At 74.8% G+C, this 20,133-nt stretch carries 14 protein-coding genes; 9 read left to right on the top strand and 5 right to left on the bottom strand.

From position 1 onward, the window contains the following. Positions 1 to 76 precede the first annotated feature (76 nt). The gene (locus ABZU32_RS11225; RefSeq protein WP_354920318.1) at positions 77 to 1,495 is read right to left on the bottom strand and encodes an amidase family protein; all 1,419 of its coding nucleotides are present in this window, start codon (positions 1,493 to 1,495) and stop codon (positions 77 to 79) included. Between the two features lie 383 nt (positions 1,496 to 1,878). Between ABZU32_RS11225 and ABZU32_RS11220 the strand changes: the two genes are divergently transcribed. Further along, on the top strand, positions 1,879 to 5,028 hold the full coding sequence (locus ABZU32_RS11220) for an AAA family ATPase (protein WP_354920315.1): 3,150 nt from the start codon (positions 1,879 to 1,881) through the stop codon (positions 5,026 to 5,028). A 94-nt stretch (positions 5,029 to 5,122) separates the two neighbouring features. On the opposite strand, the gene ABZU32_RS11215 is transcribed toward ABZU32_RS11220, so the two are convergent. Next, a complete protein-coding gene (locus ABZU32_RS11215) occupies positions 5,123 to 5,758 on the bottom strand; it encodes a phosphotransferase (protein WP_354920312.1) in 636 nt (211 codons plus the stop codon). A gap of 94 nt (positions 5,759 to 5,852) precedes the next feature. Then, the gene (locus tag ABZU32_RS11210; RefSeq protein ID WP_354920309.1) at positions 5,853 to 6,626 is read right to left on the bottom strand and encodes an SDR family oxidoreductase; all 774 of its coding nucleotides are present in this window, start codon (positions 6,624 to 6,626) and stop codon (positions 5,853 to 5,855) included. Positions 6,627 to 6,835: 209 nt separating this feature from the next. On the opposite strand from ABZU32_RS11210, the gene ABZU32_RS11205 reads away from it, so the two are divergent. The 7 genes from ABZU32_RS11205 to ABZU32_RS11175 all read left to right on the top strand — a co-directional run bounded on the left by ABZU32_RS11205 (position 6,836) and on the right by ABZU32_RS11175 (position 14,313). Continuing rightward, positions 6,836 to 7,321 (top strand): GNAT family N-acetyltransferase, encoded by a 486-nt coding sequence (locus tag ABZU32_RS11205; protein WP_354834100.1) that lies wholly within the window; start codon positions 6,836 to 6,838, stop codon positions 7,319 to 7,321. 214 nt (positions 7,322 to 7,535) lie between these two features. After that, positions 7,536 to 8,366 carry a GntR family transcriptional regulator gene (locus ABZU32_RS11200; protein ID WP_354920306.1) on the top strand — a complete coding sequence of 277 codons (831 nt, stop codon included), beginning with the start codon at positions 7,536 to 7,538 and terminating at the stop codon, positions 8,364 to 8,366. After that, the gene (locus ABZU32_RS11195; protein ID WP_148440852.1) at positions 8,357 to 8,584 is read left to right on the top strand and encodes a 4Fe-4S dicluster domain-containing protein; all 228 of its coding nucleotides are present in this window, start codon (positions 8,357 to 8,359) and stop codon (positions 8,582 to 8,584) included. Before ABZU32_RS11200 ends, ABZU32_RS11195 begins: the two co-directional genes overlap by 10 nt. 11 nt (positions 8,585 to 8,595) lie before the next feature. Continuing rightward, positions 8,596 to 10,008 (top strand): ABC transporter substrate-binding protein, encoded by a 1,413-nt coding sequence (locus ABZU32_RS11190; protein WP_354920303.1) that lies wholly within the window; start codon positions 8,596 to 8,598, stop codon positions 10,006 to 10,008. Continuing rightward, positions 10,005 to 10,847 carry an ABC transporter permease gene (locus ABZU32_RS11185; RefSeq protein ID WP_354920301.1) on the top strand — a complete coding sequence of 281 codons (843 nt, stop codon included), beginning with the start codon at positions 10,005 to 10,007 and terminating at the stop codon, positions 10,845 to 10,847. Before ABZU32_RS11190 ends, ABZU32_RS11185 begins: the two co-directional genes overlap by 4 nt. Positions 10,848 to 10,887: 40 nt before the next feature. Beyond that, on the top strand, positions 10,888 to 11,643 hold the full coding sequence (locus tag ABZU32_RS11180) for an ATP-binding cassette domain-containing protein (protein ID WP_354920298.1): 756 nt from the start codon (positions 10,888 to 10,890) through the stop codon (positions 11,641 to 11,643). Then, positions 11,644 to 14,313, top strand: a complete 2,670-nt coding sequence (locus tag ABZU32_RS11175; protein ID WP_354920296.1) for a fumarate reductase/succinate dehydrogenase flavoprotein subunit — start codon at positions 11,644 to 11,646, stop codon at positions 14,311 to 14,313. 115 nt (positions 14,314 to 14,428) lie between these two features. On the opposite strand, the gene ABZU32_RS11170 is transcribed toward ABZU32_RS11175, so the two are convergent. Next, the gene (locus ABZU32_RS11170; protein ID WP_354920293.1) at positions 14,429 to 15,766 is read right to left on the bottom strand and encodes a hypothetical protein; all 1,338 of its coding nucleotides are present in this window, start codon (positions 15,764 to 15,766) and stop codon (positions 14,429 to 14,431) included. A 138-nt stretch (positions 15,767 to 15,904) separates the two neighbouring features. Here ABZU32_RS11170 and ABZU32_RS11165 point away from each other — a divergent pair, with 138 nt between their 5' ends. Then, the gene (locus tag ABZU32_RS11165; RefSeq protein ID WP_354920290.1) at positions 15,905 to 16,969 is read left to right on the top strand and encodes a polyprenyl synthetase family protein; all 1,065 of its coding nucleotides are present in this window, start codon (positions 15,905 to 15,907) and stop codon (positions 16,967 to 16,969) included. A 118-nt stretch (positions 16,970 to 17,087) separates the two neighbouring features. Here the strand turns inward: ABZU32_RS11165 and ABZU32_RS11160 are convergent, their stop codons facing one another. Then, positions 17,088 to 19,934, bottom strand: coding sequence for a choice-of-anchor L domain-containing protein (locus ABZU32_RS11160; RefSeq protein ID WP_354920287.1), 2,847 nt, complete (start codon positions 19,932 to 19,934; stop codon positions 17,088 to 17,090). Positions 19,935 to 20,133: the final 199 nt, after the last annotated feature.

The following is a 20,133-nucleotide window of genomic DNA, read 5'->3' as shown; positions in this document are numbered from 1 at the left end:
GCGCCCGTCCCGCGGGACGGCGCGCCGCACCCGCACCGATGGCGGCCGCCGGCGCGGCCGCCATCGGCATGGGCGCTCACCGGTCGCCGACATGGACCGCGGGCGTACGGCCGGCCCACGGCATGGCCTCCTCCAACTGCGACGCGACGCGGACCAGCAGGTCCTCCCGGCCGAACGGGGCGACGATCTGCACTCCGATGGGCAGCCCGTCGTCGCTCCACCCCAGCGGCAGGCTGATCGCCGGCTCCCCGGTGAGGTTGAACAGCGCCGTGAACGGGCCGTAGTCGAACAGCGACTCCAGCCACGTGGCCACCGTGTGCCCGGGGTCGTCGTACCGCAGCGTCCCGTGCGGCGCGGGCGGACGCGCCAGCGTGGGCGTGACGAGCAGGTCGTACTCGCCGAAGAAGGCCCCGACCGTCCTGCCCGCCCGGTTCTGCGCGTCGAACGCGCCCAGCAGCCGGTAGGCGCTCAGTTCCCCCGCCTCGGCGAACGCCCGCCGCGTCACCGCCTCCACCTTGGCGGGGTCCGGCGCCCTGAGCGCGGTGAGCAGGGGCGCGGCGACGGCGACGATCGCGAACGGCACCATGGCGCTCATCATGGTCTCCGCGCCGACCTCCGGGCCGGCCTCGCCGACCACGTGGCCGAGCTTCTCCAGCGCCAGACCCGTCTGGACGGCCGCCGCCGCCACCTCCGGGTCCGCCGCCACGTCCGGCCACCCCCGCGTCGACACCGCCACCCGCAACCGGCCCGGGTCCGCCCCGACCTCCTCGGCGTAGGGGCGAGCGGGCGGCGGGGCGGTGTACTTGTCGCCCGGCGCCGGGCCCTGGATCGCGTCCAGGTAGTGGGCGGTGTCGCGCACCGTGCGGCTCAGCCCCGACTCTATGGAGATGCCGAACAGCGGCTCGCCCACGTCCGGCCCGCACGGCACCCGTCCCCGGCTCGGCTTCAGCCCGACCAGCCCGCAGCAGGAGGCGGGGATGCGGATGGAACCGGCGCCGTCGCTCCCATGGGCGAGGGGCACGGCTCCGGCCGCCACCAGGGCGGCCGAGCCCCCGCTGGACCCGCCGACGCCCCGGGCGAGGTCCCACGGGTTGCGCGTCGGCCCGTACAGCACCGACTCGGTGGAGAAGCTGATCATCATCTCCGGCACCGTCGTCAGGCCCAGCGTGACCAGGCCCGCCGAGCGCAGGCGCCGCATCAGGTCGGTGTCGTGCCCGGCCACGGCCCGGACGGCCCGGCTGCCGCAGAAGAACGGCGTCCCCTCGGCCATCGGGCCGTTGTCCTTGATCAGGAACGGCACCCCGGCGAGCGCCCCGCCGGAGTCGTGGTCCAGCGCCGGGGTGAACGGCGGCAGCGCCAGCCCGTTCAACTCGGCGTCCGCCGCCTCCAGGGCCCGCCGCGCGACCTCCTCCACCTCGCCGGCGGAGATCTCACCCGCCGCGATCAGCCCGCGCAACCCGACGGCGTCGTATCCCGCGTACTCGCGAAGCTCCACTTCGTCCCCCTCGTCGCACCGTTCCGCTGCGTCCGGTCATCTCTGCTCCGGCGTCGTGACCAGCGTGAACCGTCGCTGCGCCCCGGTCATGAGGGCTACCACTGACCCACGGCACTGAGCCCCCACGCACCCGGCCCACACGCCGCGGCCGCCGAGTCCTGCCGGGACGCCGGCCGCCCCGCCACACATCCCGAGCCCCCACACATCCCGAGCCCCCACGCATCCGCGCCCACACGCTGCGGACCGCCGAGTCCTGCCGGGACGCCGGCCGACCCCCACCCACCCCGGGCCCGCAGACCCCCGCGAGGTCAATGTGGACCGTCCAGGAGGCCGTCGGAGACGGGCGTCCATGGGATCGGGGCCGTGGCTGTCAGACTGGTCCGGTGGATGCCGGACCGAGCGCCTCGCGTCCCTTCGCCGGGCGCGATCGTGAGGTCGCCGTGCTGCGCGAGGCCGCCGCCGCCGCCCGGGAGGGCGGTGGAGGGGTGATCCTCGTCTCGGGTCCGCCAGGCATGGGCAAGTCCCGCCTGGTGGAGGAGGCCCTGGCCGGCGAACCCGGTGTCGTCTGGGCGCGCTGTCCGGACGAGCCGGGCGTCCCCCCACTGTGGCCGTGGACGCGCCTGCTGCACCGCCTCGCCCCTCATCCGTCCCCCCGCCCCGCGACCCGCTCACCAGCGGCACGAGCGGACGCCGGCCCCGCCGAGGCGGGCGCCGATCCCGTCGGGTCGAGTGCCGATGCCGCTGAGGCCGACCTCGATACAGCCAAAGGCGCCCCCGGCGCCGTCGGGGCGGGTGGCGATGCGGTGGAGGCCGGTGGGAACGCCGCCGAAGTGGATCTTGATGCGATCCGGGCCGGTGGGGATGTCGCGGAGGCGGGCGCCGCGCGGTTCCGGCGGCTCGTCTCGCTCGCCGACGCGCTGCTCGCGGCGGCCGAGGACGCCAAGGGCCTCGTCGTCGTCCTGGAGGACGTCCACGACGCCGACGAGGCGTCCCTGGCCCTGCTGCGCCACGTCGCTTCGGAGACCCCGGGGTCGCGGCTGCTCGTCCTGGCGACGCACCGCGATCCGGCTCCGGGACGCGACGGCGCCCTGGCCGCCACCCTTGCTGGCATCGCCCGCGGCCGGGCCGTGCGCGCCCTCGCCCTGGCCCCGCTGACCGTGGGGGATGTGGCGCGGGTGCTCGCGGACGTCCCCGGGGGCGCCGCGCACGCGCCGGCGGTGCACGAGCGCACCGGGGGCCTCCCCTTATTGGTCGCCGCGATGGCGGCGGCCCTCGGACGCACACCTCACCCCGCCGGCGGGGCCCCGCACAAGGGCGATATGAGCGCTGACGGGCTGGTGCCGCCCGCGGATCTGCGGCAGCTCGTTCTGGGGATGCTCGACGGCCTCGGCCCGGAGGCGCGGGAGACGGCGCGGGCCGCGGCGGTCCTCGGGCAGGACATCGACGCGCGTCTGCTGGCGGAGGTCCGCGATCTGCCGCACGCCGTGGTGTCCGCCCACCTCGACGCGCTCGCTACCGCCGGCGTGCTCACGACCGGCGGTACGCCGACGTCCGCCACGTGGCCGCCCGCGTACCGGTTCGCCCACGCCCTGGTGCGGGACGGCGTGGCCGCCGCGGCGGCCCGGGAGGCGGCCGGGCTGCACCGGCGTGCGGCCGCCGCGCTGGCCCGCCGGGCGGGCGACGATCCCGCGCAGGCCGCGCGCGTCGCCGCCCACTGGCAGCGCGCGGGCGACGACCCCGAGACCCTGCACGCGGCGTTGCGGTGGACGCGCGCCGCCGCCGCGCACGCGCTGCGCTCCTCCGCGCCGCAGGACGCGACCCGGCTCAGCCGTCAGGCCCTCGGCCTGCTCGATCGCCTGGATGTCGATCACTCGCGGCGGGCGGAGATCCTCATCGAATCGGCCACCGCCGAGTGCTGCGCCGGGTTCGTCCGCCAGAGCGCGGAACACTGCCGCGAGGCCGCCGAGGCCGCCGGCGCCGCGGGACGCCCGGACCTGCTCGCGTCCGCCGCCCTCGTCCTCGGCGGGGCCGGGGACCGGAGCGTCGTGGTCGCCATGGCCGCCCTCTGCGACCGCGCCCTGGCGGCCATGGGGGAGCGGCAGGGCGAAGCCGCCACAGCGGACCTGGAGGGTGGAGGCGTCGCGGGGGAACGAGGGAGCGAGGGCCTTGTCGGGGCTGGGGTGGGTGAGGCCGTCACGCGGTCGCGGCTGATGGCGCGTAAGGCGTCGTGGGAGGTGGAGGCCGACCGGTGGGAGGAGGCCGCGCGGACCTCGGCCGAGGCGTTGCGCCTCGCCGAGGGGTGCGGCGACCCCGCGGCCCTGCTCGACGCGGCGCGTGCCAGGGCCGGGATCCTCGACCGGCCCGGCGACGCCGCCGAACGCCGGCGGCTCGGTGAGCTGTCCGTCGGCGTGGGCCTGCGCGTGGGCCGGCCGATGCCGGCGGTCCGCGGGTACATCTGGCGGCTGGACGCCGACTACCAGAGCGGAGACCTCGCCGCGGTGGACGACGGCATCGCGCGGCTCGGCGAACTGGCGGCGGCGACGCGGCTGCCGGTGGCCCGCTGGTACCACCTGCGGGTGGCGGCGGCCCGCGCCGCACTGGCCGGGCGCTGGGACGAGGCGCGCGCCCGGTCCTCGGAGGCGGGGGCGGTGGCGGTCCGGACGGGTGACTCGCTGGCGTGCGTGGTGACCGACGTCTTCGCCGCGTTGGTGGCGCTCGTACGGGGCGACCCGAGCGAGGTGCCGGAAGGCGACCCCGAGGCGTTCGCGGCGCCGATCCCGGTGGTCGAGGCCGCCCACGCGCTGCGTCTGCACCTGACCGGGGCGCGCGAGGAGGCGCTCGCCGGGTACGAGCGGCTGCGGCTGCTGCTGCGCGGCCCCCTGCCGGGGGTTCATGGGATGGGCGTGCTCCAGCATGTGACCGAGCTGGTCGAGGTGTTCGACGACGCCGAGGCGGCGCGGTGGGCGTACGAGCACTGGCTGCCGTGGTCGCGGGCCGCGGGCGTGCCCGGGGGAGCCGACAGCTTCTGCGGCGGGGCGTCCGCGCGGGCCGCCGGGCGCATGGCGGCCGTCATGGGCCGGCTGGACGACGCCGAGCGGGCCCTTCGCATGGCGGCCGAGGTCAACGTGCGGCTGGGCGCCCGGCCCTGGCTCGTCCATTCCTGGCTCGCCCTTGCGCAGGTGCTGCTGCGCCGAGGGGCTCCCGGGGATCACGACGAGGCGGCGACTCTGGCCGCGCGGGCCGCGGCCGAGGCGCGGCGGCTGGACCTTCCCGGTCCGCTCACCCGCGCCGACCGGCTGCTCGCCGAGGCGGCGGCCCGGCGCCGTGCGGGCGACCCGCTCACCGCCCGGGAGCGTGAGGTGGCGGACCTGGTCGCGCAGGCGCTGTCGAACCGGCGGATCGCCGAACGGCTGACCGTGAGCGAGCGCACCGTCGAGAGCCACGTGCGCAACATCCTCGCCAAGCTCGGCCTGACCACCCGCACCGAGCTGATCGCCCACCTCCTCACCCCCCGCCGTCACCCGGCCCCGTGAACGCGGCCTGGCCCTCCCGCCCGTGCTCCACGCGGGCGCGCCCTCCGGCGGGCCGCGATCGTCCCGGGTCGCGGGCGCCGTCGGGCCGGTGGGATCAGGCGAGGGCGGAGACGCCGGTGACCTGGTCGTGCAGGATCCGCCAGCCTTTGTCGTCGTCGGGGCCGCCTCGGTGCGGCCGCCGGAAGCGGGTGGTCTCCAGGGCGATGTCGGCGAGGTCCCAGCGGATGTGGTAGAGGCGCAGCATGGTCGGCAGCGGCGCGATCCCCGTCGCGGCGGTGTAGGCGGCGAGGATGGAGCCGTCGCCCGGGTCGAGGTTCCACAGGTCGCGTTCGGGCGGTGCGACGAGCGAGGTCTCCCAGTCGATGAGCATCCAGCCGCCGGAGGCGGCCAGCATGGTGTTGCCGGAGTGCGTCTCGCCGTGGGTGAGCACCATGCGGGACGGGTCGCCCCGGCCGGCGGCCACCAGGTCGTCGTACAGCTCGAGCAGCCGCCGCAACGGCGCCGCGTGCTCGGCCGGCAGCGCCGCGGCCGGACGCGCGTACGGCCCGAGATCCTCGCCGGGAGAGGCGCCCGGGCCGGGGGCGCCGCGCAGGGCCGCTTCGAGTTCGTCGCGGTGGGGGATGGCGAAGCCGACGGGCCGGTAGGTGAGCGAGACGGCGGCAAGGCCCCACTCGCGGGCCAGCGCCGATGCCAGAACGCCGTCCGGCAGGTCGCGGGGAGGGGTCAGCACGGCCACATCGTAGATCCGCTCCCCGGGCCGCCGGCCACCCGTTTTCGGCCCCGGCGCGCCCGAGGTCACGGCCTACGGCGAGGCGCGCGTTCGCTCAGGTCTCCTCGGGGTCCAGGCCGAGGGCGGAGCGGCCGCCGTCGATGGGGACGATCGCGCCGTTGACGAAGCTCGCGTCGTCCGACAGCAGGTAGGCGACCGCCGCGGCGACCTCCTCGGGTCGTCCGACCCGGCCCAGCGGGTGGAGCCGGCGCATCTGGTCCTCGACGCGTCCGGCGGCCTCCGGCTCCCGGTCGCGCAGGAGCTCCTCGTACCGCGCGGTGGTGATCGAGCCGAGGGCGACCGCGTTGACGCGCACTCCCGAGGGGCCGTAGTCGACGGCCAGCGCGCGGGTGAGCCCTTCGACGGCGGCCTTGGCGGTGGCGTACGGCAGGGCGCCCCGGACGGCCCGCTGCGCCTGGTGCGAGGACACGTTGACGATCGCGCCGCCGCGTCCGGCCGCGAGGAAGCGGCGGACCGCCGTGGCGCTGCCCGCGACGGCGGGGCCGAGGTTCAGGTCGACGAGGCCGACGATCTCGTGCGCCGGGACCTCGTGCAGGGAGGCGTCGCGGAACACCGCGGCGTTGTTGACCCAGCCGGCGAGCGTGCCGGCGGCCTGCGCCAGGTCGGCGGCCCGCTCGGTGACGGACTCGTCGGCGGCGTCGCCGGTCACGGCGGCCACCCGCGGCCCGGCCGGATGCCCGTGCGTCCACGCCACCGCCGCGGGGTCGCGCTCGATGACGACGACCCGGCCGTCCCGTTCGAGCAGCCGCTCGGCGATCGCCCGGCCGATGCCCTGACCGCCGCCGGTCACCACGTACGAAAGCCCCATGACCACCCCCTCGACTGATCACAAACTACCCAAAAGCGCACCGCTCGCGTGCGGCCCGCCGGGCGCGACGGTCGCACGGGGCGGCACAACCACCTGAACCAGTAGGTCTTCGCATCCCGGCCGCCTGCGCCTCGCGCCGTCGCGGGTACCGTTGGGCTGCCCGCAGCCCAGGGCGCGCCAGCCCGTCCGCGAATCCGGTGAGGAGACAGATGACGACCGACCAGGCCACGTTCGCCGTCCGGGCCGTGCCTTACGACGATCCCGGCGCCGAGGAGCTGCGCACGGCGATGGAGGCCGAGATGGGGCTGCGGTACGCCGACCGGCTCGCCGACCCCGGCCACCTGCCCCCGGACATGAAGGTGCGGGCCGAGACGGTCCTGTACACCGGGGTCGCCTTCGACGGGGGTGTGCCCGTGGGCCATGTCACCCTTCGGCGCCTGGGCGAGGAGGTCGAGCTCAAGCGCATGTACGTCGCGCCGTCCCATCGCGGCTCGGGGGTGGCGCGGGCCCTGCTGGCGGCGGCGGAGGAGGCCGCCCGCGCCCTCGGGGCCCGGCGGATCATCCTGCAGACCGGCGACCGCCAGCCCGACGCGGTGCGGGTGTACGAGCGCGAGGGCTACACCCGCGTGCCGATCTTCCCGCCCTACGAGTCGCTCGACTACTCGTTCTGCTTCGAGAAGGCGCTCGCGCCCTGAACGCCCGCTGACGACACGGCCGCCCGCCGACGACACGGCCGCCCCTGACGACGCGGCCGTCCGGTGGCGGATCTCGCCGGTCCGGCGGCCGGTCGGCTGCTCGGCGGTGGTGCGCGGACTCGGCTGAGTGGCGCAATCTCCCCGTTATCCCCATTTCCCTACCGGATTGCTAGGTTGATCCCGTCGGAGCTGGCGAACAGCCGGGGAGGCGGATGTGGAACGGGTGACGGCGGAGCCCACCGCGCGGCGCCGCCGGGCCGATCGGGCCCGGCAGGTCGCCGACCTGCTGCGCAGGCAGATCGTGCACGGCCACTTCCCGGCGGGGCAGCTCCCCCTGGAGGCCGCGCTGGCGCGCGAGTTCGGCGCCTCGCGCAACACCGTGCGCGAGGCGCTGCACCTGCTGCGCGAGGAAGGGCTGGTCGAGCGGTGCCCGGGAGTGGGCACCACGGTGGCGGGGGAGAAGTACCCCCACGGCCTGCACCGGCTGCTCGGCCTGGCGGAGACCCTGCACGAGCACGGCGAGGTGACCAACCAGGTCAGGACCATGACCCTGATCGAGCCGCCGGCCATGGTCGGCCACCGCCTCGGCGTGCCGCCGGGCGAGCGGGTCATCTACCTCGAACGGCTCCGCCGGCTCAACGGCGTGCCCCTCTCGCTCGACCTGACCTACCTCGTCCGCGAGGTCGGCGAGCCGCTGTTCGACGCCGACCTGGAGCACAACGACATCTTCGTGCTGCTCGAACGCATCGCGGGCCAGCCTCTCGGCATGGCCGAGCTCACCCTGGAGGCGGTCAACGCCGACGCCCACACCGCCGCCGCCCTGGACGCGCCGCGCGGCGCCGCGCTGCTCATGGTCGAGCGGCTCACCCACCTGGCCGACGGCCGGCCGGTCGACCTGGAGTTCATCCGCTTCAGAGGCGACCGGCTGACCATGCGCGGCCATCTCGACCGCACACCCCCCGCCCCCGGCGGCGGCCCGGCCGGCACAGCGCCGCCCGCGCGCCGCGCCCACGACGCCACCACGGAGGAACGACCATGGCCCTGATCGAACAGCGGGTCGAGGTGCCCGTGACCATCGACGAGTCGCTGTGCATCGACGGCTGCACGCTGTGCGTCGAGGCGTGCCCGCTCGACTCCCTCGCCATCAGCGACGAGACCGGCAAGGCGTACATGCACGTCGACGAGTGCTGGTACTGCGGCCCGTGCGCCGCCAGGTGCCCGGTCGACGCCGTCACCATCAACATCCCCTACCTGCTGCGATGAAGGAGGCCGCCATGCGCGCAGCCCTGGCGTCGATCGCCGTCCTGCTCGCCGCGACCGGCTGCTCGGTCGCCGGCGCGGCGGGCGGCGGGGAGAAGACGACGCTGGTCGTCGGCTACCAGTCCAAGACCATCAACACGGTGACCGCCGGAACCCTGCTGCGGTCCCTCGGCTACCTGGAGAAGCGGCTCGGCCCGGAGTACACGGTCGAGTGGCAGGACTACGACACCGGCGCGCCCATCACGGCGAAGATGGTCGCCGGGAAGATCGACATCGGGTCCATGGGCGACTACCCGCTGCTGATCAACGCCGCCCGCACCCAGGGCATCCCGGCGGCCCGCACGCGGCTGGTGTCCATCACCGGGTACAACCTGCGCGGCGGGCTCAACATGGTCGTCGTCCCGCCCGGCTCCACGGCCAGGACGCTCGCCGACCTCAAGGGCGCCACCATCTCCGCCAGCGCCGGCTCCGCCGGGCACGGCACGCTCGTCCAGGCGCTGGAGAAGGCCGGCCTCGACCCGGCCCGCGACGTGCGCGTCGTCAACCACCAGCCCGCGGTGGGCGCCTCGCAGCTGGAGTCCGGGGGAGTGCAGGCGTACGCGCAGTTCGTCGCCTGGCCCGGCCTGCTGGTCTTCCAGCACAAGGCCCGGCTGCTGTACGACGGCTCGGCGCTGGACGTGCCGACCTTCCACGGCGTGGTGCTGCGCGAGGCGTACGCCAAGGAGCACCCCGGCGTCGTGGACGCCTTCCTCAAGGCCCAGATCGACGCCACCCGCTACCTGCACGAGCACCCGCTGGAGGCCGCCGAGTCCGTCGCCACGGCCACCGGGCTGCCCGCCGAGGTCGTCTACCTCTACAACGGCCCCGGCGGCATCGCGACCTTCGACCCCACGCTCAAGCCGCCGCTCCAGGCCGCCCACGAGCACGACGTGCCGTTCCTCAAGCGCATCGGCGACGGCTTCCCCGGAGTCGACGTCCGCGCGTTCGTCGACGACTCCTACCTGCGCAAGGCCTACGGCCCCTCCTACGACGCCGACCTGGCCTCGACGGCCAACCCCGCGCGGATCACCGGGCCCGACCCGGTGTGCGGCAAGGCGGCCGGCGACCCGGCGACCGCCTCGGAGCTGTGGCTCGCCGGCGCGACGACGACGCGGCCGGCCGCCACGCCCACCTGCCTGCTGCGTCAGATCGCCGCCGCCGGCGCGCCCGTGCGCGCCGCCTACGTCCCCGACACCGTCACCGGCACCCGGTGGTTCGCCGACGGCTCGGTCTGGCTGCGCGACCCCGCGGCGGCGCCCGACGCCAGGTTCCTGCCCTTCACCACGCAGGACGGCGCCGACGCCTACCGTCGGCAGCACCCGAAGACGCGGCCGCTCTCCTACGAGGAGGCGCTGCGGGCGGTCAAGGCGGGCGGCGAGGCGCGGTGATCGCGCCGGCCCGGACCTCCCCACCGCGGGCGGCCGCCGCTCCCACGCCCTCGCCGCGCGGGGCCCGGTGGGGCTGGGCCGCCAAGGCGGCCTCGCTGCCGGCCGCCGCCGGGGTGTGGCAGGCGCTCACGGTCACCGACGCGCGCCTGTGGCTGCGGTTCGACCGGCTGCCGACGCTCGGCGACATCGCCGCCGAGGCCGCCCGCCGCCTGGCGGACCCGGTCTACTACCTGGACCTGCTGCAGAGCCTGCTGCGCATCCTCACCGGGTTCGGGCTGGCCTCGGTCGCGGGCGTGGCCGTCGGCGTCGCCGTCGCCCGCTCGCGACGCACCCGCCACGTGCTGCTGCCGCTGCTGGAGGCGGTGCGCCCGATCCCGGCGATCGCGCTGGTCCCGGTCGCCATCCTGCTGTTCCCCACCGACGAGCAGGGCATCGTGTTCATCACCTTCGTCGCCGCCTTCTTCCCGGTCATGGTGAGCACCCGGCACGCCGTGCGGGCGTTGCCCACCCTGTGGGAGGACGCCGTCCGGACCCTCGGCGGCGGACGGCGGCACGTTCTGTGGAACGTCGTGCTGCCGGGCATCCTGCCCGGCGTGTTCGGCGGGCTGTCGGTCGGCATGGGGGTGGCGTGGATCTGCGTCATCTCCGCCGAGATGATCTCCGGCGAGTTCGGCGTCGGGTACCGCACCTGGCAGTCGTACACGCTGGTCGACTACCCGGCGGTCATCGTCGGGATGGCCACCATCGGCCTGCTCGGCTGGTCCACCTCGGCCGCCGTCGAGCTCGCCGGGCGCAGGGCGACCCGCTGGCTGCCCCGCGCCGAGGGGCGGGAGTCGTGACGGCGCGCCGACGGCGGGCCCGCCCTGAGAGGAGCACCACGTGACGACGCTCGCACGACCGGCGCGCACCGGCGAGGCGCGGCCCGGGCTCGGGTTCACGCTGGAAGGGCTGTCGCTCGGCTACGGCCGCGGCCCGGTGCTGCACGAGGTCGGCCTGGAAATCGTCCCCGGCGAGGTCCTGGTCGTCGTCGGGGCCTCGGGTTCGGGCAAGTCCACGCTGCTGCGCGCGATGGCCGGGCTGCTCGCGCCGCACGGCGGCCGGATCCTCGCCGACGGGGTGCCGGTCGCGGCCACCTCCGCCGACCGGGCCATGGTCTTCCAGGATGACGGCCTGCTGCCGTGGCGCACCGTCCGGGCGAACGTCGAGCTGCCGCTGCGCATCCGCGGGACGCCCCGGCGCGGGCGCGCCGCGGCCGCCGGCGCGTGGATCGCCCGGGTCGGCCTTGCCGGCGCGGAGGACCGGCTGCCGCGCGAGCTGTCCGGCGGCATGCGGCAGCGGGTGCAGCTCGCCCGCGCCCTGGTCGGCGCGCCCCGCGCCGTGCTCATGGACGAGCCGTTCGGCGCGCTGGACGCCCAGACCCGCGCCCAGATGCAGCGACTGCTGCTGGAGGTGCTGGCCGACACCCGGGCGACGGTGGTGTTCGTCACCCACGACGTGGACGAGGCGCTGCTGCTCGCCGACCGGGTGGTGGTGCTCGGCCGCCACGGCGTCCGCTCGGTGATCGAGATGCACGGACCGCGCGACCCCGCCGCCGACCGGAGCGAGACGCGCGCGAGGATCCTGGAGGAACTGTAGATGGACATCCCCTCGATCGAGGACCGCCTGAGCCTGGACTGCGACGTGCTGGTCGTCGGCGGCGGCACGGCCGGGACGATGGCCGCGATCACCGCGGCCGAGCAGGGAGCCCGCGTGCTGCTGCTGGAGAAGGCGCACGTGCGGCACAGCGGCGCGCTCGCCATGGGCATGGACGGGGTCAACAACGCCGTCATCCCCGGCAAGGCCACCCCCGAGGACTACGTCGCCGAGATCACCCGCGCCAACGACGGCGTCGTCGCGCAGAAGACCGTCTACCAGACCGCCACCCGCGGCTACGAGATGGTCCGGCGGCTGGAGCGGTACGGCGTGAAGTTCGAGAAGGACGAATACGGTGACTACGCCGTGCGCAGGGTGCACCGCTCGGGGAGCTACGTGCTGCCGATGCCCGAGGGCAAGGACGTCAAGAAGGTGCTGTACCGGGTGCTGCGCCGCCGCGACATCCGCGAGAGGGTGCGCATCGAGAACCGCGTCATGCCGGTCAGGGTGCTCACCGAAGGCGGCAGGGCCGTGGGCGTCGCCGGGTTCGACACCAGGTCGGGCCGCTTCGTCACCGTCGCGGCCGGGGCGGTCATCCTGGCCACCGGCGCCTGCGGCCGCCTCGGCCTGCCGGCGAGCGGCTACCTCTACGGCACCTACGAGAACCCGACCAACGCCGGCGACGGGTACGCCATGGCCTACCACGCGGGCGCGGAGCTCAGCGGCATCGAGTGCTTCCAGATCAACCCGCTGATCAAGGACTACAACGGACCCGCGTGCGCGTACGTGGCCAACCCCTTCGGCGGCTACCAGGTCAACAGCCGGGGGGAGCGCTTCGTCGACTCCGACTACTGGTCGGGCCAGATGATGTCCGAGGTCGCCGCCGAGATCTCCTCGGCGCGCGGGCCCATCTACCTGAAACTGACCCACCTGCCCGACGAGACCATCGGCGCGCTGGAGACCATCCTGCACTCCACCGAGCGCCCCACGCGCGGCACCTTCCACGCCGGGCGCGGCCACGACTACCGCACCCACGACGTGGAGATGCACATCTCCGAGATCGGCCTGTGCGGCGGGCACTCGGCGTCGGGGGTGTGGGTGGACGAGAACGGCGCCACCACCGTGCCCGGTCTGTACGCGGCCGGGGACCTGGCCTGCGTCCCGCACAATTACATGATCGGCGCGTTCGTCTTCGGCGACCTCGCCGGCGCGCACGCCGCCGCGCACCACGGCGGCGCCCCGGCGGCGCTCCCGCAGGACCAGGTCGCCGCCGCGCACGAGCTGGTCTACCGTCCGCTGCGCCACCCCGGCGGGCCGCCGCAGCAGCAGGTGGAGTACAAGCTGCGCCGCTTCGTCAACGACTACGTCGCCCCGCCCAAGACCGCCGCCAAGCTGGAGATCGCGCTGGAGTCCTTCGAGCGGATGCGCGAGGAGATCGCCTCGATGGGCGCGCGCACCCCGCACGAGCTGATGCGCTGCGCGGAGGTGGACTTCATCCGCGACTGCGCCGAGATGGCCGCCCGCGCCTCGCTCACCCGCACCGAGAGCCGCTGGGGGCTGTACCACGAGCGCGCCGACCTGCCGGCGCGCGACGACGGCCGCTGGCTGTTCCACCTCAACCTCCGCAGGCGGCAGGACGGGGCGATGGAGTTCCTCAAGCGTCCCGTGGAGCCCTACCTGGTGCCGGTGCCGGAGTTCGCGCCCACGGGCGGCGAGCCGGTGCCGCTGGGGGCCCACGTCTCCACGGCGGTGCGGCGGGTCGAGTCCGTGCGCGCCGGACGGGCCGCCGTCGGCCGATCGCCCCGCATCCTGGAGCTGCACCGGCTGGCCGAGGAGCAGCCCACCGCCGACCGGCTCGCCCCCTACCTCGCCGACCCCGACCCCAAGGTCAGGCGGGCCGCCATCGCCACGCTCACCGAGACCGTCCCGGACGGCGCGGGTGCGGCGCTGGTCGCCGCGCTCGGCGACGACCACGGCGCGGTGCGACGCGCCGCCGCCACCGGGCTCAGGGAACTGGCCGAGGTGCTCCCCGCGACCCCCGACTTCGGCGCGGCCCTGGCCGGGCGGCTCACCGGGGGTGACGCCGTGGTCAGGGCCACGGCGCTGGACGTGCTGCGCGCGTTGCGGCTCGGCGACCGCGAGGTGTTCCGCGCCGGCATGGACGATCCGGACCGACGCGTGCGCATCGAGGCGATCCGCGGGCTGGTCTCCCTCGACGAGGCCGACCTGGTGGCCGCGGCCGCGGACGACCCGTCCAGGGAGGTCAGGGTCTGGGCGGCCAGGGGCCTCGGGCTGGTCGGCAAGCCGTCCGCCGCGCTCGGCGCCTTGGCGGCCGACGCCGACCCGCTGGTCAGGGCGGCCGCGCTGGAGGCGTCCGGCGCCACCGGCGCGCCGCTGGTGGACCAGGCGCTGGGCGGGCTGGCCGACCCCGCCTGGCAGGTGCGCGTCGGGGCGGCCCGCTGTCTGGGCGCCGCCGGCGGCCAGACAGCCCAGATTCCCCTGGTCCAGGCCCTCTCGGACGCCAACCTCGACGTGCGCAAGGCGGCCGTGCTCGCGCTGACCCGCTGGGCGGGTGCCCCGGAGGTCGCCGCGGCGCTCTCGGCCGCCTTGGGCGACCCGGACGCCGACGTCCGCGCCTACGCCCGCCGCGCGCTGGAGGCGACCCCCACCTGAGCCGGCGGCCCGTCCTGCGGGCGCGCCCGCCACGGCTCCTGCTTCGTCCAGGCGTCGTCCGCGCGACCGGCCGCCACGGCTCCTGCGTCGTCCAGGCGTCGTCCGCCCGGTCCGCTCACCGCCCGCAGAAGTCCTGGCACCCGCCGAAACGCCCGGTGTCGGGCGCCGCGAACGCCGTGTCCGTCGTCCCGTCCACCGCCGCGGTCATCGTCGTCTTCCAGATGGGGGCGACGATGGTCGTGCCGTCCACTCGCGCGTAGTGGCGGCCGTGGATGGTGACGTCCATCAGCGGGTGCAGGAAGGGTTGCTCAGGGACGCCGAGGCTGACGGCGGAGGCCAGGCCGGGGGTGTAACCGGCGTACCAGGCGCTCATGTAGCCGTCGGTCGTGCCCGGCATGACTGCCGCGTCGCGGCCGACGCCGTTCAGCGTGCGGCGGTCGGCTCGCAGCAGGCCGGTCACCGCGTCGGCGACCGCCGGTTCCAGGGCCTGCTCGCAGCGCGGCGGGAAGGCGCGGACGGCCCCGGAGGGCTCGCGGATCTCCGCGATCGCCGTCGGCTCGCAGTGCAGGCCCCGGGCGGCGAGGGTCGCGTAGGTGCCGGCGAGCGAGACCGGGTCCACCTCGTTGACGCCCAGCGTGAACGTCTCGACCTCCAGCAGCGGCCTGCCGTCGGCGCGCCGGAGTCCGAGCCGCTCGGCCATCCGGACCGTCTCGCACAGGCCCACCTTCTGCTGCAGTCTGAGGAAGAAGGTGTTCACCTGGCCTCGGGTCCCCGAGCGCAGGGTGGTGAACCCGCCGGCCGGTTCGCGGTTGTGGGCGACGTGCATCGGGTCGCCGACGTTCTCGCCCTTGCAGTTCTTGAACGCCGGGTACCCGGTGGCCTGGTAGGTGTCGGGTGCGCGGATCCCGTCGTCGTAGCGCATGCCCTTGGCCAGCGCGGCGGCCAGCGTGTAGGGCATCGCCGTCGTGCCCTGCAGGAGCCCCTTCACCTCCCCCGAGGCGCTGCTGGTGGCCAGCGCTCTGATGGCGCCCTCACCCGGCACGATGAGGGCCTGCGAGGCCACCTGCGGGTCGTCCCGTCCGACGTACGCGTCGATCGCCCGCTGGGCGGCCTGCTGCATCCCCTGGTCGATCGTGGTCCTGATCGTCAGGCCGCCGCGCGAGAGCAGTCCCTGGTCGTAGGCGAGGAGCTGGTCGCGCACGTACCGGCAGACGTAGGGGTACCTGCTGTCCGCGCAGTCGTCCGGGAGCTCCTCGATCACCGCGCCATGGACGTCCGTCAGCACGCTCTTCGCCGCCGCCGCGGGGGAGCTCACCGCGGGAGATGGCACGGGCGAGCGCGCCGCGACCGGCCCGCCGCCGCCGCCCTGGTCGCGCTGGAGGAGGAGGAAGACCACCACTCCGGCCGCCACCACCACGGCGGCGGCGCCCATGACGACGAGCAACCGGTTCATCGGTCCCCTCCGGTGAACGACACACGCTGTCCGATCCGCTGAACGTCTTCCTCTCCGATGGTGACCCGGGGCACGGGGATCATGAAGCGCTAGAGTCGCAAAGTCGTGAATATGTAACTTCTTCGGCTGGAGGGCGGAATGGCGGGATCGGCCCTGGAGCAGGTCGCGCCGGCCGACGGCGAACTGGCCGGGCGGCTGCGCAAGAGCATGGCCGCGGTGGAGGCCCGGCTGCGGGACGCCGCCGCCGACTCGCCCGACCCGCTCATCGTGCAGGCGGCCGGTTACCTGCTGGATGCGGGCGGCAAGCGCTGGCGTCCCCTGCTCGTGCTGCTGGGCGCCGAGTTCGGCGACCCGGAGACCGCCGAGGTGTCCGACGCCGCGGTGGCCGTCGAGCTCATCCACGCGGCCTCGCTCCACCACGACGACGTGATGGACGACGCGCCGCTGCGCCACGGCGTGCCGAGCGCGCAGATCAGATGGAACAACAAGATCGCCATCCTGGTCGGCGACCACCTGTTCGCCCGAGGCGCGACCGTCAGCCTGGAGCTCGGCGAGGCCGCCAGGCGGGCGCAGGCCCACGCCTTCGAACGGCTGGTCAGGGGGCAGGTCAGGGAGGTGGCGGGCCCCCGGCGCGGCGAGGACCCCGTCGAGCACCACCTGGAGGTGGTCCGCGACAAGTCGGCCTCGCTGATCGCCCTGGCCGTGCGGCTCGGCGGGATGTGCGCGGGCGCGGACGCGGCGGCGGTGCGCGCCCTCGGGGAGTACGGCGAGGCGCTCGGCGTCGCCTTCCAGCTCTCCGACGACATCATCGACATCGTCTCCGAGGCCGACCGCGCGGGAAAGGCCCCGGGCGCCGACCTGCGCGCCGGAGTCCCCACCCTCCCGGTCCTGCTCGCCCTGCGCGAGGCCGGGGACGGCTCCGGTGACGCGGCGGGCCATGCGGCCGGGGACGCGGCCGGGGCGGGGGAGGACGCCGCGGCCGGGCGGCTGCGGGAGATCCTCGGCGCGGGCGCCGTCGTGGACGACGGCCCGCACGCCGAGGCGCTGCGCCTGCTGCGCGCCTCACCCGTGCTGGAACTGGCCCGCGCCGAGGTGGCGCGGTACGCGGGCGAGGCCAGGGCGGCCGCGCGGCGGCTGCCGGAACGCGCCGCCCGCGACGTCCTCGAATCCCTCTGCGACCTGGTGACCGGCCGCTCGGCGTAGGAGGATCGCCTCCCTGCCTGAGCGGTCCGGCTTGAGGGCGGCCCCGGCCTGGGGGCCCGGCCACGCGGCCCTGGTGACCGGCCGCCCGCCTGGGCGGGACGGCCACCAGGTGTGCGGGTCACAGGTCGAGGGCGGTCTTGACGTAGGAGCCGTCGATGTTGCCGGCGGCGTCGATGGTGCGCAGGTGCAGCGTCCAGGTGCCCGTCGAGCCGGCCGGTTTGATCCAGTAGAACGGCTGGGCGTAGGTGGCGTACTGGGTCCGGTCGCCGGGGTCGCTCGACTCGATGGCCCACTCGATGCGCTCGACTCCGGCCCCGCCCGCGTCGGTGCCGCCTGCGGTGATGCGCACCCGCCGCTTGCCCTCGAAGGTGTCGTAGGTGAGGTTGACGGTGGTGTCGGGCGGGGTCTCGTCGTCGGCCCCGCCGCCGGTGACGGTGGGCAGCGGGTTCTGCGCCGGGCAGATGTCGCAGGGCAGGACGGCGACCCTGGTGGCCGGCACCGTCACGCCCGCGCCGGCGAAGGTGATGCGGTTGTTGGGGTCGGTCAGGATGGGCTCGTAGGCGATGGTCGAGGTGACGACGCCGTTGACCCAGGTCCGCAGCCGGATGTACACATACCCGTTGGCCGTGGTGGTGATCTCGCCGGCGGCCTTGCCCTGGGTGAGGAACGCCGAGATCTGCTTGTACGGCCCGGTGCCGGCGGCGTACGAGCTCCCCGGGATGTCCTCCATCTCGATCTCGGTCGAGGGGTCGGCGAAGCCGGTGCGGCGGCCCGCCGAGTCGGTGAGCAGCAGGTTCACCGGGCCTCTGACCATCACCTCCGTGCCGGTCAGCCCGCCGGCGCCGGCGAGCTGCTGGGCGTCGTCGGCGGTGCGCAGCGCGGCCAGGCGCCCGGCCGTCGGGCCCTCGCCCTGGATGGCGTAGACGGCGCTGGCGATGACCTGCGACTTGTTGGGCAGGTCGGCGTGCCCGATGCCTGAGTACGGCTCCAGGACGACCGAGTCGCCGCGCAGTTCGGGGGTCAGGCGCGCCGACCCGAGGGGGACGGTGCCGTCCCCGTGGTCGCTCCAGTTGACCAGCACGCCGGTGCCCGGGGCGCACGTGCGCCACCAGCCGAACTTCTCGTCGCAGTGCTCCTCGGCGAACTCGTCGAAGCTGACGACGGTGGTCACCCCGTCGCCGATCAGGCGGGTCAGGCCGACCCGCGCGTCGGCGGGCTTCCATTCGTCGGCCTGCTGGTGCCAGGCCCGCGCGCGGTCGATCAGCGTCAGGTTCTTGTCGCTGAGCAGGTTGCGCACCTGGTCGGGGGTGAGCGGTCCGCCGGGGACGCGGTTGACCGGCGGCTCGACGACCCGGTGGTAGGCATCGGAGGGCAGCAGTTCCAGGAAGCCGGGGAAGTTGCGGGTGATCTTCGCGGCCTCGTTGCGGTTCAGCAGGCACCGGCCGCCGACGAAGTCGATGACGCAGGGCGTCTTGTAGTGCAGGACGCCCAGGGCCTTGGCCGCGCCGAGGTAGGGCGTGGCGATGGTGGAGATGCGGTTGACCTTGCCGGTCGACCGGGTGTCCCTCATCGCCGCGTTGACGACCAGGCCGCCCTGCGAGTGGGCGATGATGTTCACCCGGTCCGACCCGGTGGCGTCCCTGATGCGCTCGATGCGGTCCAGGAGCTGGTTCTTGTTGACGGTGGCCGACTTGCGCCAGTCGACGGGGGACAGGAACAGGTTCTCGCCCGGCTGGGGCGCCTCGATGTCGCCCAGCACGTACCCGGCGTCCTTCAGCAGCGTGACGGTGTCCTGGTAGATGGACTTCAGCCCGAGGATCTTCATGATCACCTCGGAGCCGTACACGCCGTTGCCCTTGGCGTCGGTCAGGCCGTCGTCGTTCAGCATGATGTTGTCGAGGTGGGAGTCGGTCGGGTTCAGCAGTTTGGTGCCGCCCGGCCACCACTCGGTGCCCGACTCGTCGACGAGCTTGGTGCCCATGATGCCGGGCACGAAGATGACCGGCTTGGTGACCGGCTTGGCCCCCGTCCCGCACTCGGCGCCGGTGTCCTGGGTGTACTTCAGGCCGCGCAGCAGCACCGCCGAGTCGTACACCGCGTCGTGCTGGTCGAACACCGACAGGTAGATCTTGTGCGCGCCGCCGGTGACCGGGGTGCCGGCCTTCATCAGGGGAGTGGCGCCGTCGTAGGTCGTCCCGGACGCCGCCGCGGCGCTCATCGCCAGCAGGCCCGTCGTGTTGGTGGAGATGACGTTGCCCGAGGGGTCGAAGGCGAAGTTGTCCGGCGCCAGGATGGTCGAGTCGTCGGTCGTCCAGGTCGACCTGTCCAGCTCGGCCACGAACCCGTCGTTGTAGGCGCTGCGCACGAACTCGGGGAACTCCTCGCTGAAGAACTTCATCTCGAAGGTCAGGCAGCTCGCCCACGCGGGGACGTCCAGGTCGACCTGCAGGACGGTGACGTCGTAGGCGCTCTCGCCGCGCACCTTGCCGCCTCCGGAGTCGCGGCCGGAGGACAGGAAGTCGTTCGGCTCGGGCGCCAGCGTGGCGTCGCCGGTGGTCAGCAGGGCGCCCTCGCCGGACACGCCGCCGATGCCGTGGCCGACGCCGTTGGTGCCGGACGTGGGCGGCGTCGTGACGTATCTGGCTCCTTCGAGGCTGCCGTCGGCGACGAGCGCGCCGGCCAGCGCGGCCGCGGCGTCGGCGCCGGTGCCGACCGGCGTGACGCTGCCCGCCGCGACGTCCAGCGCGGTGGCGCCGTCCCGCTTCGCCGTGCGCCGCTTGGCGGCCTTGCGGGATTTGGCCGCCCGGTCTCGGGTGGTCTTGGCGTCGGCGGGCGCGCCGACGGAGATCGTGTGCCGCTCCGGTGCGGGCGGCGACGGTGGAGCGGGATCGGCGAACGCGGGGATCGCCAGACCGGTGCACGCCACCACGGCGGCGAGCATGACGAACAACGACCTGCGACGCACCACGTGCCTCCAGGCGGAGTCAGGCCCGGGGGAACGGGCTGGTGAGGGGGTGTGGGCGCGGCGAGCCCGGCCGGCCACGACGAGGTTTCGGAACGACGCCGATGATCAAAATTGGGCTCAACATATACATCGACCGATCACCGGTCAAGACCGAAAAGTCGCGATTGACGGACCGGTATCCGTGGCCTGATACTCCGGT

This window comes from Sphaerisporangium sp. NPDC005288 (genome assembly GCF_040607475.1).
Taxonomy (GTDB): Bacteria; Actinomycetota; Actinomycetes; order Streptosporangiales; family Streptosporangiaceae; genus Sphaerisporangium; species Sphaerisporangium rhizosphaerae.
Note: the sequence above shows the minus strand (reverse complement) of the source record. Positions and strands in the feature narration are given on the sequence as shown.